This is a genomic window from Paraburkholderia oxyphila NBRC 105797 (assembly GCF_000685075.1).
Classification (GTDB): domain Bacteria; phylum Pseudomonadota; class Gammaproteobacteria; order Burkholderiales; family Burkholderiaceae; genus Paraburkholderia; species Paraburkholderia oxyphila.
The window spans coordinates 1-13,549 of record NZ_BAYD01000045.1 but is presented as its reverse complement, the minus strand read 5'-3'; the positions used below and the strand labels follow the sequence as shown (position 1 = coordinate 13,549).

Below are 13,549 nucleotides of genomic sequence, written 5' to 3'. Positions count from 1 at the left end.
AGGCGGTGGCGGTGTTCACGGTTGCGGCGCTCCCTTGATTGACGTGGAGGGCGCGAGCGTGGCCGACGCGCCGGCGAGCGGCTGTGCGCCGCCGTTGCGCGGCGAGAGCATCGCGCGCACGCGGCCCGTCGGGTTGCCGGGGCCCGCGACGTCCGAGCCCGACTTCGCGGTATAGAAGTCGTTCTGGCCGTCATAGGTGATGACGCTGCCATGCACCGTGTCCATCACGGTCGAGAGGCCTTGCAGGCGGCGCACCGTCGCGCGCGTGGTGAGCGTGGTGAGATCCTGCTTGCCGTCGTAGTCGATGCGCTCGGCCGTGCCGTCGACGTATTCGTCGATGCCTTCGCGCTTCTGGCGGAAATAGGCGAGGTTGGCTTCCGGGGTGCCCGGCGCCACCGTGCCGGTCGCGTACTGATAGCCCTGTGGGTCTTGCGTGACGACGAGCTTGTCGGCCTTGATCAGGATCGTGCCCTTCGTGGCGACCACGTGGCCGGTGAAGATGGTCTGCTGCTTCAGGTCGTCATACGTCATGTTGTCCGCTTCGATGTTGAGCGGCTTGTCCTTGTCGGCGCGCTCGGCGTGCGCGGCGGGCGCCACGCATGCGAGCGGGATCGCGGCTGCGAACGCGGCCAGCGTCGCGAACGCAGCGCGGCGCCAGCCCTGCGCGAGCGGGCGGCCGGACAAAGGTCGGGGAAGCGAATCGTTCATGCAGTCGTGCCTTGGGTGGACGGCCCGGGGGATCAGGACGAGCCGCCGGAGTCAGCCGGGGCGATCGCGCCGCGGACGTTGCCGAAGAGCTGGATGACCCGGGTGACGTTGTTGTAGTTCATGCCGCTGGTGGCCGTCATGACCGACTGGCCGCGACGAAGTTTAACCGGCTTTTCGGTCAGGATCACATCGTCGTTCACGAGCACGCGGAAATGCTCGGAATCAGCCTGCATGTCGGGGTCGCCGGCGCCGGCGGCACGCAGAATGCGCGCGTGGTCGTACAGATCGACGATCGAAGCGTCGCCGTTGACCGTGCCGCGCTGGCCCGTGGCCGTGACCACCGGCTTGCCGGGCTGGAACGCGCGCACCGCCGGCATCGTGAGGTCGCTGTTCGAGTCGTCCTCGTAATGCACCATGTGCACGGCGGTGAGGCGGTACTGCGTGGAGCCCGACTGGTCGAGCTCGGAGACGGAGAAGTTATCGGCGAAATAGTCGGGCGTGTGCGTGAGCGGGCGCGGCGGGGCTTCGCTTTCGCGTGGCTTGACGGCCTGCATCAGCCACCAGGTGAAGCCGGCAAGCACGGCGACGCAGACGACCGGCACGAGCGAGGTCAGGCTGAATCGAGGCTGTCTCATCAGGACTCCGCGGCGCGCGGGGCGGAGGGGGCGCAAGCGGCCGCGAGCATGGCGTCGTAATGGCCCTGGGCGCGCAGGATCAGGTCGGTGACTTCGCGCACGGCGCCGTGGCCGCCGGTTTTGTCGGTGACCCAGTGGGCGCGCGCGAGCACTTCCGGATGCGCGTTCGCGGGCGCCGCGCCAAAGCCGCACTGGAGCATCACGGCGAGGTCGGGCCAGTCGTCGCCCATGTAGCCGCATTGCTCGCGCGTCACGCCGGTCTCGGCGAGCAAGGTCTCGAACGCGACGCGCTTGTCCTCGACGCCCTGGTACAGATGCGTGATGCGCAGCTCCTTCGCGCGCACGGCGACGATCTCCGAGCGGCGCCCGGTGATGATCGCCGTGTCGATGCCGGCTTCACGCAAGAGCTTCGCGCCGTGGCCGTCGAGCGAGTTGAAGCCCTTCATCGTGTCGCCGGCGCCCGTGAAAAGCAGGCCGCCGTCGGTGAGCACGCCGTCGACGTCGAAAATCATCAAGCGCACGCGCGCGGCACGCGCGTTCGCGTCAAGCCCGGGGGCCGCATTCATCAGATCACCTTCTTGGAGAACAGGTCGTGCATATTGAGTGCGCCGATGAGCGCGCCTTCGGCGTCGACCACCAGCATCTGATTGATGCGATGGCGCTCCATCAGTTCCACGGCTTCGACTGCGAGCTGGTCGGGACCGATCGTGCGCGGGCCTCTCGTCATCACCTGGGCGATCGGCAGGTCGCGGAAATCGCCGGCGCGCTCGAGCACGCGGCGCAGGTCGCCGTCCGTGAAGATGCCCGCAACGTGGTCATCTTCGTCGACGATGGCGGTCATGCCCATGCGCTTCGCGGTGAGCTGGAAGAGCGCGTCGCGCACGGTGGCGTCCGCGCGCACCTTCGGAATGGCGTCGCCCGTGCGCATCACGTCATGCACATAGGTGAGCAGGCGCCGGCCGAGCGCGCCACCCGGGTGCGAGCGCGCGAAGTCGTCGGCGCCGAAGCCGCGCGCGTCGAGCACCGCGACCGCGAGTGCGTCGGAGAGCGCGAGCGCCGCCGTCGTGCTGGCGGTGGGCGCGAGATTCAGCGGGCAGGCTTCCTTCTCGACTCCAGCGTTCAGATGCACGTCCGAGAGCTTGCCGAGCGTCGATTGCGGCCGGTTCCCCGTCATGCCGATCAGCTTCGCGCCGATGCGCTTGACGAGCGGCAGGATCGCCACGAGCTCTTCCGATTCGCCGGAATTGGACAGGCCGATGAAGACGTCGTCGGCGGTCACCATGCCGAGGTCGCCGTGGCTCGCTTCGGCGGGATGCACGAAGAACGCCGGCGTGCCCGTGGAGGCGAGGGTGGCCGCGAGTTTGCGGGCAATGTGACCCGATTTGCCGATACCGGAAACGACCACGCGTCCGCGGCAACTGAGGATGAGATCGACCGCGCCGACGAAGTTGTCATCGAGTTGGTCGCGAAGCCCGCGCACGGCGTCAGCTTCGATGTCGAGCACGTCGCGAGCGAGCTTCAGCGCCCGGTCGCCATTGATTTTCGCTATCATTCGCGGAGTATAGCAAAGGCGTATGCGCGCCGCGCCGGCGCCCCCAGCGCGAAAGCCCCGGCTTTTGCCGCTTTTGCACGTCTCTTCCGCAAGACTTCCCCTGGACCCCGATTTGCGCCGATCATGGACCCGACCGGCGCGGGCACAATTTGCATCGGCGGCCACGCGCGCTCGATAAGGCTTTGGCAACGTATGGAACGAGGACGCTTCACACGATGATCTCCCCGCTGGAAATGACGTTGTTCCTGCTGCTCGCCTCGGTGGTTGGCGTCGTGCTGTTCCGTTATCTGAACTTGCCGCCGATGCTCGGCTATCTCACGGTCGGCATTCTGGTCGGTCCGCGCGCGCTCGGCATCGTGCCGGACACGGCGGGCGCGAAGAATCTGGCCGAGTTCGGCGTCGTGTTCCTGATGTTCTCCATCGGCCTCGAATTCTCGCTCACCAAGCTGCGCGCGATGCGGCGCGCCGTGTTCGGCCTCGGTCTCTCGCAGGTGATGGGAACCATCGTGGTCGCGCTCGGGCTCGGGCTCGTCCTCCATCCGTGGGTCCATATCACCTGGCAGGCCTGTGTCGCGCTCGGCGGCGCGCTCGCCATGTCGTCCACGGCCATCGTGAGCAAGATGCTGGCGGAGCGGCTGGAGATCGAATCCGAGCATGGCCGCAATATTCTGGGCGTGCTGCTGTTCCAGGATCTCGCCGTGGTGCCACTGCTGATCGTGATCGCGGCGTTCGGCGGCTCGTCGGCCTCGCTCGTCGAGTCGCTCGGCATGGCCGCCATCAAGATCGTGCTCGCGCTCGGCATCCTGCTCATCGTCGGGCAGAAGTTCATGACGCGCTGGTTCAACGTGGTCGCGCGGCGGCGTTCGCAGGAGCTGTTCGTGCTGAACGTGCTGCTCGTCACGCTGGGCGCGGCGTTCGTCACCGACAAATTCGGCCTCTCGCTCGCACTCGGCGCGTTCATCGCGGGCATGTTGATCGCCGAGACGCCGTACAAGCATCAGGTGGAAGAGGACATCAAGCCGTTTCGCGATGTGCTGCTGGGCCTGTTCTTCGTGACCACGGGCATGCTGCTCAACCCGCACGTGATCTGGCAGCACCCGTTCATGGTGGCCGCTTTCCTCGTCGGGCCGGTCGTGCTCAAGGCCGTGCTCATCACGGCGCTCACGCGCCTCTTTGGCGCCTCGCCAGGCGTGGCGATGCGCACCGGGCTCGGCCTCGCGCAGGCCGGCGAATTCGGCTTCGTGCTGCTGAACCTCATTCTCGACAAGCATCTCGTCGATCCCACGCTGCTCCAGGCCATCCTCGCCGCGATGCTGCTCTCGATGCTGCTGGCGCCGTTCCTGATCCAGAACGCCGACCGCATCGTGCTGCGCCTGTCGTCCACGGAATGGATGCAGCAGTCGCTGATGATGACGCGCATCGCCACGCAGAGCATCAAGCAGAGCGGCCACGTGATCATCTGCGGCTACGGCCGTGCGGGGCAGAACCTCGCGCGCATGCTCGAATATGAAGGGCTCTCGTACGTGGCGCTCGACCTCGACCCCGACCGCGTGGCCGCGGCGGCGGCGGCCGGCGAGTCGGTGGTGTTCGGCGATGCGGCGCGGCGCGAGTCGCTGGTGGCGGCGGGCATCCACCGTGCCGCGGCAGTGGCGATCACCTACGCGAACACGCAGTCGGCGCTGCGCGTGCTGCACCACATCCACGAGCTGGAGCCCACGCTGCCCGTGATCGTGCGCACCGTGGACGATGCCGATCTCGAGCGCCTGCTCGCGGCCGGCGCGACCGAGGTGATTCCCGAGATCGTGGAGGGCAGCCTGATGCTCGCCTCGCACATGCTCGTGGTGATGGGCGTGCCGATGCGCCGCGTGGTGCGGCGCGTGGAAGAAATGCGCGACGAGCGCTACAGCCTGCTGCGCGGCTACTTCCACGGCACCGACGATGTGGGCGAGGACGGTCACGAGCAGGTGCGGCTACAATCCGTACCGGTCGACGCGCGCGCCGAGGCGGTGGGCCGCACGCTCGCCGATCTGGGCCTCTTCGACCTTGGCGTGGAGGTGACGGCGATCCGCCGGCATGGTATTCGCGGCGTGGAGCCCGACCCGTCGACGAAGCTGCGCGAAGCGGACATCGTCGTGTTGCGCGGCCTGCCCGAGCAACTGGCGCAAGCCGAGGAGCTCCTTTCGCGCCACCGCAAGACCGGCGCCACCGGCGCGGGCGCGGCGGCGGCCTGAACGCACGCCGCCGCAGGACGTCGCGGGACGCGAAAACGCGCGCCGTAATGCTTTAGGGGTCCTGCCCCGATTAACCGAACCCTGTTCTTTATTCTCGCCATTACCCGGAGACATCATGGCCAACGCACCTGCGAACGCGAGCGCCGAAGCCTCGCAGTTCGTCAACAGCCTGATTCGCACGGTGCCCGACTGGCCTCAGCCGGGAGTGCAGTTCCGCGACATCACGCCGCTTATCGGCCACCCGAAGGGCCTGCGCGTGCTGATTGACCTGTTCGTCGAGCGTTATGTCGATGCGAAGCTCGACTACGTCGCGGGTCTCGATGCGCGCGGCTTCATCATCGGGCCGATCGTCGCGTACGAATTGAACGTGGGCTTCATTCCGATCCGCAAGATCGGCAAGCTGCCGTACAAGACGGTTTCCGAGACCTACAAGCTCGAATACGGCGAATCGACCGTCGAGATCCATGAAGACGCCTGCCGCAAGGGCAACCGCGTCGTGATCGTCGATGACCTGATCGCCACGGGCGGCACCATGCTCGCGGGCAAGCTGCTGCTCGAGCGCCTTGGCGCGACGGTGGTGGAGGGTGCGGCCATCATCGACCTGCCGGACCTGGGCGGCTCGAAGCTGCTCACCGAAGCGGGCCTGCCGCTCTTCACCGTGACCGCGTTTGGCGGCCACTGAGTGGTTGGTCACCAGGTGGTCACCGAGCGCTCGTTCACTGAGTGTTCAATGCGCGCTCACCGGGTGACCCTCGTGCGGCCACCGATTCCACGGATACCCTTCACGCCATGCCCAACTTCGCACTGTTTCTCGCCACTTCGCTCGCCATCACCTTCGCGCCCGGTCCCGACAACCTGCAAGTGCTCGCGCGCGGCATCTCGCAGGGCCGCGCGGCGGGCCTCGTCGCCGCGCTCGGCTTTGCCGCGGGCGTGACGTTCCACACGACGCTCGCGGCGCTCGGCATCGCGGCCGTGCTGCGCTCGTCGCCGCTCGCGTTCCAGATCCTCAAGCTCGCGGGCGCGGCGTACCTCATCTGGATCGGCGTGAAGGCGCTGCGCAGCCAGGGCCTGGCCGCCGCCGGCGACAAGCCGCGCCAGCCGCTTGCCACGATCTTTCGCCAGAGCGTGCTCGGCAACGTGATGAATCCGAAGGTGACGCTCTTCTTCGTCGTGTTCCTGCCGCAGTTCGTCGATACCCACGGCGCGCACAGCGTCACGCTGCAGATGCTCGAGCTCGGTCTCGTGTTCATGGCGCAGACCGTCGTGGTGTTCTCGCTGTTCGGGCTGTGCGCGGGCACCATCGGCGGCTGGCTCAAGCGCCGGCCGCGCGCGGGCTTGTGGCTCGACCGCCTTGCGGGGCTCACCTTCATCGCCATCGGCATGCGCATTGCGCTGCGCGACTGACGCATCCGCACGACGCCTGGAGCTTCACGAGATGACCTTGCCTTGCATCACCGACGCGCGCCGCTTCGACGCGAGCGCGCATCTGCCGTTTTTCTTCGGCGACGAACGCGTGGGCTGGATCCGCCGCGGCGACGTCGCGCTGCTCGCACGCTGGCCCGATGTGTTCGAGATCACTGATACGGGCGAACGCGCCGGCGAACGCGCGCGCGTCACGCTCGCCGCGAAGTTCGACAGCGTGACGGCGCGCAGCGCCGCGCTGGGCGCGGTGATCGGCGCGCTTGCCGCCGAGGGCCGCATTCCCGGCTGGCGCGACGAGACCTACGCGATCCGCAACGCTTTCGACGCGCCGCCGCTCGCCTTCATCGAGCGCGCCGCCTCGCGCTTCTTCGGCACGATGACGTATGCGGTGCATTTGAACGGCGTCGTAGAATACGCGGGCTCTGCTTCGCCCCGCGCGCCGCAGTTGTGGATCGCGCGCCGCAGCGACACCAAGGCCACCGACCCCGGCATGCTCGACAACGTCGTGGCGGGCGGCATCGGCTGGGGCTTCGGCATCGACGAGACGCTCGTGAAGGAATGCTGGGAAGAGGCGGGCGTTGCCGCCGGGCTGGCTGCGCAGGCCAGGGCGGGCCGCACCGTGCACGTGCTGCAGTCGTTGCCCGAGGGCACCCAGGCCGAACAGATCTTCGTCTACGACCTCGCGCTGCCCGAGGACTTCGTGCCGCACAATCAGGACGGCGAAGTCGGCGAGCACCGCCTCGCGCGCATCGACGAAGCCGCGCGCTGGATCGAAGAGGGCAAGATGACGGTGGATGCGAGCCTCGCGACGCTCGATCTGTTGTTGCGCCGCCAATGGATAGACGAAGACGCGTGCGAGGGCATCGCCGCGATCTTCGAGCCGCCGACGCTGTGAAAGGGCGCCGGTTTTTTCGTCAGCACCGAAAGCCCTTCTGAATCACCAAAGAATTGACGGGAGTTACCAGGGTCATGTCGACCGATCACAGCTTCATTCTCAAACTGTCGTGCGCCGACCGGCCGGGCATCGTGCATGCCGTGTCGGGTTTCCTGTTCGAGCGCGGCAGCAATATTCTCGATTCGGCCCAGTTCGGCGACAGCCACACGGGCGAGTTCTTCATGCGCGTGCATTTTCAGCAAGTGGGCGGCGACCCGGGGCTAGAGGGCCTGCGCGCCGCGTTCGCGCCGCTCGCCGATGAGTTCGGCATGCGCTGGGAGCTGCACGACGCGAACGTGAAGCCGCGCGTGGTCATCATGGTCTCGAAGATCGGCCACTGCCTGAACGATCTGCTGTTCCGCTACCGCACCGGCCAGCTCTCCATCGAGATTCCCGCGATCATCTCGAATCACAAGGAGTTCTATCAACTCGCGGCGAGCTACAACATCCCGTTCCATCACTTCCCGCTGCTCGGCGGCAGCGAGGCGGACAAGGCCGCGCAGGAAGCGCGCGTGCTCGACGTGGTGAACGGCGAGGGCGCCGACCTCGTGGTGCTTGCGCGCTACATGCAGATTCTCTCGCCGCAGCTGTGCGATGCGCTCAAAGGCCGTGCGATCAACATTCACCATTCGTTCCTGCCGAGCTTCAAGGGTGCGAAGCCGTACTACCAGGCGTTCGACCGCGGCGTGAAGCTGATCGGCGCGACGGCGCACTATGTGACGTCCGATCTCGACGAAGGCCCGATCATCGAACAGGAAGTCGAGCGCGTCGATCACAACATGACGCCGGACCAGCTCACGGCAATCGGCCGCGACGTGGAATGCGTGACGCTCGCGCGCGCAGTGAAGTGGCACGTCGAGCATCGCATCGTGCTCAACGGGCACAAGACGGTGGTGTTCCGCTAATCCGCTGTCGTCCAGACGGGTTGCTGCTGCGACAACTTGCCGTAGCGTGTCACACGGCACGCTACGGTGTTTCGAACTACGCTTGTTGCACGACGGCGTAACCGCTTCTGCGCGGTCCTGTCCTCCACGCCGCACGCTCAAACGAGCCGCAGATAGATCAGCTCGCGCTTGATATAGGCATAGAAGATAGGCGCGGCGATCACGCCCTGGAGGCCGAACGCGGCTTCCATCACGAGCATCGCGACCAGCAGCTCCCACGTGCGCGCCTCGATCTGGCCGCCCACGATGCGTGCGTTCAGGAAGTATTCGAGCTTGTGGATCACGATCAGGAACACGAGCGCCGTGACCGCCGCGGGCAGGCTCACGGTGAGCGCGATCGCGACGATCAGCGTGTTCGAGATCAGGTTGCCGATCACCGGCAGCAAACCGACCACGAAAGTCACCACCACAAGCATCTTCGCGAGCGGCAGCGGCGCGTGAAAGAGCGGCAGCACGAGCAGCAGGAAGAGCCCGGTGAACACGGTGTTGATGGCCGAGATCTTCACCTGCGCGAACACGATGCGGCGGAACGCATCGGCGAAGCGCGCCACGCGCGTGACGAAGGCCGTCGAGAGCGGCAGCCGCGTGGCGTTCTTTTGCGCGCCAATGGCGATGATCGCGCCGATGATCATGCCGATCACGATCCGCCCGAAGATGCGCGCGGCGTTCTTGCCGCCCTGGCCAAGCTGGGTGGCGTGCTCGTGCATGAGCGCGATGGCCTTGAGCTTCATCTGGGCGACGTCGACGGGCAGATAGGCCGCGATGGCGTCGGGGATCTTGCCGCGCGCCTGGTCGACGAAGGTCATCATCTGCGCCATGACCTTTTGCACGCTCGGCACGTCGCTTTCGAACTGCTCGATGACGCCCACGGTAATGCCCGTGAGCACGCCCACGATCACAATGGAAACCAGCACGACGGAGAGCCAGCGCGCGCGCTGGCTCGGCATGCGCCGCTCGATCAGCGGCGCGATGGTGTGCACGAGCTGAAAGACGAGCATCCCCGCGAGCAGCGCGCCGAGCAGGTCCAGGTGCAGCACCGCCCACAATCCGGCGAGCGCCGCCATATAGCTGCCTATCTCCACTGCCGAGAGTTTCGGCAGGCTCATATCGCTCGTGAGCCTGACCGGCCTTGGCCGCAGGTCGCGCACCTGTTTATCGTCGGTCGCTTCGTTGCGCTTGACCATGTTGGATGTATTCCGTCTCCAGACCGCGGGGGCGCAAGCGCCCCCGTTCTGTGTTGCTGTGGCAACCGCTGCAGCGGTTGTCGGAGCAGCGTTTTCTACTGCTTACTTTCCCGAGGCCGCATCGAGCGTGGCCGCCTGGCGCTTGAGCAGCGGCGCGAGATAGCGGCCCGTGAAGCTCGCCTTCGCCTTCGCCACCTGCTCGGGCGTGCCCTGCGCCACGATCTGGCCGCCGCCCGCGCCGCCTTCGGGGCCCATGTCCACGATCCAGTCGGCGGTTTTGATGACATCGAGATTATGCTCGATGATCACCACCGTATTGCCCTGGTCGCGAAGCCGGTGGATCACCTCCAGCAAGAGCGCGATGTCGTGGAAATGCAGACCCGTGGTCGGCTCGTCGAGTATATACAGCGTGCGGCCCGTGTCCCGCTTGGACAGTTCGAGCGAGAGCTTCACGCGCTGCGCCTCCCCGCCCGAAAGCGTGGTGGCCGACTGGCCGAGGCGGATGTAGCCCAGACCCACGTCGAGCAGCGTCTTGAGCTTGCGCGCCACGACCGGCACCGCCTTGAAGAACTCGTAGGCGGCCTCGACCGTCATGTCGAGCACTTCGCTGATGTTCCGTCCCTTGTACTGGATCTCCAGGGTTTCGCGGTTGTAGCGCTTACCGTGGCAGACGTCGCAGGGCACGTAGACATCGGGCAGGAAGTGCATTTCGACCTTCAGCACGCCGTCGCCCTGGCAGCTTTCGCAGCGGCCGCCCTTGACGTTGAACGAGAAGCGGCCTGATTCGTAGCCGCGTTCCTTGGCCGCCGGTACGCCCGCGAACAGTTCGCGGATGGGCGTGAACAGACCCGTGTACGTGGCCGGGTTCGAGCGCGGCGTGCGCCCGATCGGCGACTGGTCGACGTTGATGACCTTGTCGAAGTGCTCCATGCCCTCGATGGCCTCGAACGGCGCCGGCTGCGCCGACGAACCATACAGATGCTGCGACACCGCGTGGTAAAGCGTGTCGTTGATCAGCGTGGACTTGCCCGAGCCCGAGACGCCCGTCACGCAGGTGAGCAGGCCCACCGGCAGGTCGAGCGTGACGCGCTTCAGGTTGTTGCCGTAGGCCTCGACGATGCGCAGGCGCCGCTCGCCGGGTTCGATGCGCTCGTCCGGGTAGTCGATGCGGCGCGCGCCCGAGAGGTACTGGCCGGTCATCGAGGCCGGGTCGTGCTCCACTTCCTGGGGCGTGCCCTCGGCGATCACCATGCCGCCGTGCTCGCCGGCGCCGGGGCCCATGTCGACCACGTAGTCGGCCATGCGGATCATGTCCTCGTCGTGCTCGACCACGATCACCGAATTGCCGAGGTCGCGCAGGTGCTTGAGCGTGGAGATGAGGCGGTCGTTGTCGCGCTGATGCAGGCCGATGGACGGCTCGTCGAGCACGTACATCACGCCCGTGAGCCCCGAGCCGATCTGCGAGGCGAGCCGGATGCGCTGCGCCTCGCCGCCCGAGAGCGTTTCGGCGCTGCGCTCGAGCGAGAGGTAGTCGAGCCCGACATTGTTGAGGAACATCAGGCGCGCGACGATTTCCTTGACCACCTTGTCGGCGATCTCGCGCTTGGCGCCTTCGAGACGCAGCGTCTGGAAGTAGCCGAGCGTATCGCGCAGCGGCCAGCCGCTCACCTCGTAGATGGCGCGCGCCTCATCGCCCGCGCCGATCCGCACGAAGCGCGCCTCGCGGCGCAGACGCGTGCCTTCGCAGTGCGGGCAGGCCTGGTTGTTCTGGTACTTCGAAAGCTCCTCGCGCACGGCGGCCGAGTCGGTTTCGCGGTAGCGCCGCTCGAGGTTCGGGATGATCCCCTCGAACACGTGCTCGCGCACCGAGGTGCGGCCGCGCTCGTTGATGTACGAGAACGGGATCTCCTGCTTGCCCGAGCCGTAGAGCAGGATCTTGCGCACCTTCTCGGGCAGGTCCTCGAACGCGGTGTCGATGTCGAAATCGTAGAACGCTGCGAGGCTCTGCAGCATCTGGAAGTAGAACTGGTTGCGCCGGTCCCAGCCCTTCACCGCGCCCGCGGCGAGCGAGAGCGACGGATGCGCCACCACGCGCTTCGGGTCGAAGAAGGTGATCTGGCCGAGGCCGTCGCACTCCGGGCACGCACCCATCGGGTTGTTGAACGAGAAGAGGCGCGGCTCGAGCTCCGGCAGCGAGTACGAGCAGATCGGGCAGGCGAACTTCGAGCTGAAGAGGTGCTCGCGGCCCGTGTCCATTTCGAGCGCGATGGCGCGGCCGTCGGCGAGACGCAGCGCCGTTTCGAACGACTCCGCGAGACGCTGTTTCATGTCGGGCCGCACCTTCAGGCGGTCCACCACCACGTCGATGGTGTGCCGCTCGCTCTTCTTGAGCTTGGGCAGCGACTCGACTTCGTAGATCTTCGCCTCGCCTTCGTTGGCGGTGCCGCCGCCCGAGCGCACGCGAAAGCGCACGAAACCCTGCGCCTGCATGTCGTCGAAGAGCTCGGCGTGCTCGCCCTTACGGTCGACCACCACGGGCGCCAGGATCATCAGCTTGGTCTCTTCGGGCAGCGCGAGCGCGGCGTCCACCATCTGCGAGACGCTTTGCGCCTCGAGCGGGATCTCGTGGTCGGGGCAGTAGGGCGTGCCGATGCGCGCGTACAGCAGACGCAGGTAGTCGTGAATCTCGGTGACCGTGCCGACCGTCGAGCGCGGGTTGTGCGAAGTGGCCTTCTGCTCGATGGAGATGGCCGGCGACAGACCCTCGATCAGGTCGACGTCGGGCTTCTCCATCAGTTGCAGGAACTGACGCGCATAGGCCGAGAGGCTCTCCACGTAGCGCCGCTGGCCTTCCGCGTAGAGCGTGTCGAACGCCAGCGACGACTTGCCCGAGCCCGAAAGCCCGGTGATCACCACGAGCTTGTGGCGCGGCAGGTCCAGATTGACGTTCTTCAGGTTGTGGGTTCGGGCCCCACGGATACGGATTTGTTCCATGAACCTGCGGGAGAAAGGGAGGCTAAACCTGCTACTATAGCGACTTTTCCAGACCGCCGTTACGGCTTGCTGACAGTCCTTGAAAGGGTCCCGAATGGTTGCGCGAGGGGCGCCGAAAGAGGTTCGACAGCAGGCGGCCGGGAATGTCTTCAGGCTTGGGACCAGCGTAACGCGCGCGCAGCGGCGGCCCAATCAAAAAACGCTCCGATGTCCTCCAACTCTCCCGCTACTTCCTCACGCATGAGCGCGCCCGAAATGCGCGCGACCGTGTCGCTCGCCGCGATCTTCGCGCTGCGCATGCTGGGCCTGTTCATGATCATGCCGGTGTTTTCGGTCTATGCGAAAACCATCCCCGGCGGCGACAACGTGCTGCTCGTCGGCATCGCGCTCGGCGCCTACGGCGTCACGCAGTCGCTCCTGTACATCTTTTATGGCTGGGCGTCCGACATGCTGGGGCGCAAGCGCGTGATCGCCACCGGCCTCGTGATCTTCGCGATCGGCAGCTTCGTGGCGGCCGGCGCGCACGACATGACGTGGATCATCGTCGGCCGGGTGATCCAGGGCATGGGCGCGGTGTCCTCCGCCGTGCTCGCGTTCATTGCCGACCTCACCTCCGAGGAGCACCGCACCAAGGCCATGGCGATGGTGGGCGGCTCGATCGGCATGTCCTTCGCGGTCGCCATCGTCGGCGCGCCCATCGTGTTCCACTGGCTGGGCATGAGCGGCCTGTTCGCGCTCGTCGGCGTGTTCTCGATCCTGGCGGTCGGCGTCGTGCTGTGGATCGTGCCCGATGCGCCCAAGCCCGTGCACGTGCGCGCGCCGTTCGCCGAAGTCCTGCACAACGTGGAGCTGCTGCGACTGAACTTCGGCGTGCTCGTGCTGCACGCCACGCAGACCGCGCTCTTTCTCGTCGTGCCGCGCCTGCTCGTGGACGCGGGTCTGCCC

The 13,549-nt window shown here is 66.6% G+C and carries 12 protein-coding genes; 6 read left to right on the top strand and 6 right to left on the bottom strand.

Annotated features, from left to right (window positions below):
* Window positions 1–15: 15 nt before the first annotated feature.
* Genes lptA through kdsD form a run of 4 tightly spaced genes read right to left on the bottom strand, consistent with a single transcriptional unit; the run spans window position 16 to window position 2,895 of the window.
* Window positions 16–708, bottom strand: coding sequence for a lipopolysaccharide transport periplasmic protein LptA (gene lptA / locus BO1_RS25505; RefSeq protein WP_028219967.1), 693 nt, complete (start codon window positions 706–708; stop codon window positions 16–18).
* 32 nt (window positions 709–740) lie between these two features.
* Window positions 741–1,343, bottom strand: coding sequence for an LPS export ABC transporter periplasmic protein LptC (gene lptC, locus BO1_RS25500; RefSeq protein WP_028219966.1), 603 nt, complete (start codon window positions 1,341–1,343; stop codon window positions 741–743).
* Window positions 1,343–1,909 (bottom strand): KdsC family phosphatase, encoded by a 567-nt coding sequence (locus BO1_RS25495; protein WP_028219965.1) that lies wholly within the window; start codon window positions 1,907–1,909, stop codon window positions 1,343–1,345. Before BO1_RS25495 ends, lptC begins: the two co-directional genes overlap by 1 nt.
* Window positions 1,909–2,895 (bottom strand): arabinose 5-phosphate isomerase KdsD, encoded by a 987-nt coding sequence (gene kdsD / locus BO1_RS25490; protein ID WP_028219964.1) that lies wholly within the window; start codon window positions 2,893–2,895, stop codon window positions 1,909–1,911. The genes BO1_RS25495 and kdsD overlap by 1 nt, the downstream gene beginning before the upstream one ends.
* 215 nt (window positions 2,896–3,110) lie before the next feature.
* Here kdsD and BO1_RS25485 point away from each other — a divergent pair, with 215 nt between their 5' ends.
* The 5 genes from BO1_RS25485 to purU all read left to right on the top strand — a co-directional run bounded on the left by BO1_RS25485 (window position 3,111) and on the right by purU (window position 8,387).
* On the top strand, window positions 3,111–5,126 hold the full coding sequence (locus BO1_RS25485; RefSeq protein WP_028219963.1) for a cation:proton antiporter domain-containing protein: 2,016 nt from the start codon (window positions 3,111–3,113) through the stop codon (window positions 5,124–5,126).
* Between the two features lie 115 nt (window positions 5,127–5,241).
* Window positions 5,242–5,808 (top strand): adenine phosphoribosyltransferase, encoded by a 567-nt coding sequence (locus tag BO1_RS25480; protein WP_028219962.1) that lies wholly within the window; start codon window positions 5,242–5,244, stop codon window positions 5,806–5,808.
* Between the two features lie 107 nt (window positions 5,809–5,915).
* Window positions 5,916–6,530, top strand: coding sequence for a LysE family translocator (locus tag BO1_RS25475; protein ID WP_028219961.1), 615 nt, complete (start codon window positions 5,916–5,918; stop codon window positions 6,528–6,530).
* Between the two features lie 31 nt (window positions 6,531–6,561).
* Window positions 6,562–7,443 carry an NUDIX hydrolase gene (locus BO1_RS25470; RefSeq protein ID WP_028219960.1) on the top strand — a complete coding sequence of 294 codons (882 nt, stop codon included), beginning with the start codon at window positions 6,562–6,564 and terminating at the stop codon, window positions 7,441–7,443.
* Window positions 7,444–7,517: 74 nt separating this feature from the next.
* The gene (gene purU, locus BO1_RS25465) at window positions 7,518–8,387 is read left to right on the top strand and encodes a formyltetrahydrofolate deformylase (protein WP_028219959.1); all 870 of its coding nucleotides are present in this window, start codon (window positions 7,518–7,520) and stop codon (window positions 8,385–8,387) included.
* A gap of 137 nt (window positions 8,388–8,524) precedes the next feature.
* Here purU and BO1_RS25460 read toward each other — a convergent pair whose 3' ends face one another.
* Both BO1_RS25460 and uvrA read right to left on the bottom strand, forming a co-directional pair.
* The gene (locus BO1_RS25460; protein WP_028219958.1) at window positions 8,525–9,610 is read right to left on the bottom strand and encodes an AI-2E family transporter; all 1,086 of its coding nucleotides are present in this window, start codon (window positions 9,608–9,610) and stop codon (window positions 8,525–8,527) included.
* Between the two features lie 102 nt (window positions 9,611–9,712).
* Window positions 9,713–12,604, bottom strand: a complete 2,892-nt coding sequence (gene uvrA, locus BO1_RS25455) for an excinuclease ABC subunit UvrA (protein WP_028219957.1) — start codon at window positions 12,602–12,604, stop codon at window positions 9,713–9,715.
* Window positions 12,605–12,844: 240 nt separating this feature from the next.
* Between uvrA and BO1_RS25450 the strand changes: the two genes are divergently transcribed.
* On the top strand, window positions 12,845–13,549 hold a 705-nt coding region (locus BO1_RS25450; RefSeq protein WP_028219956.1), incomplete at its 3' end, for an MFS transporter.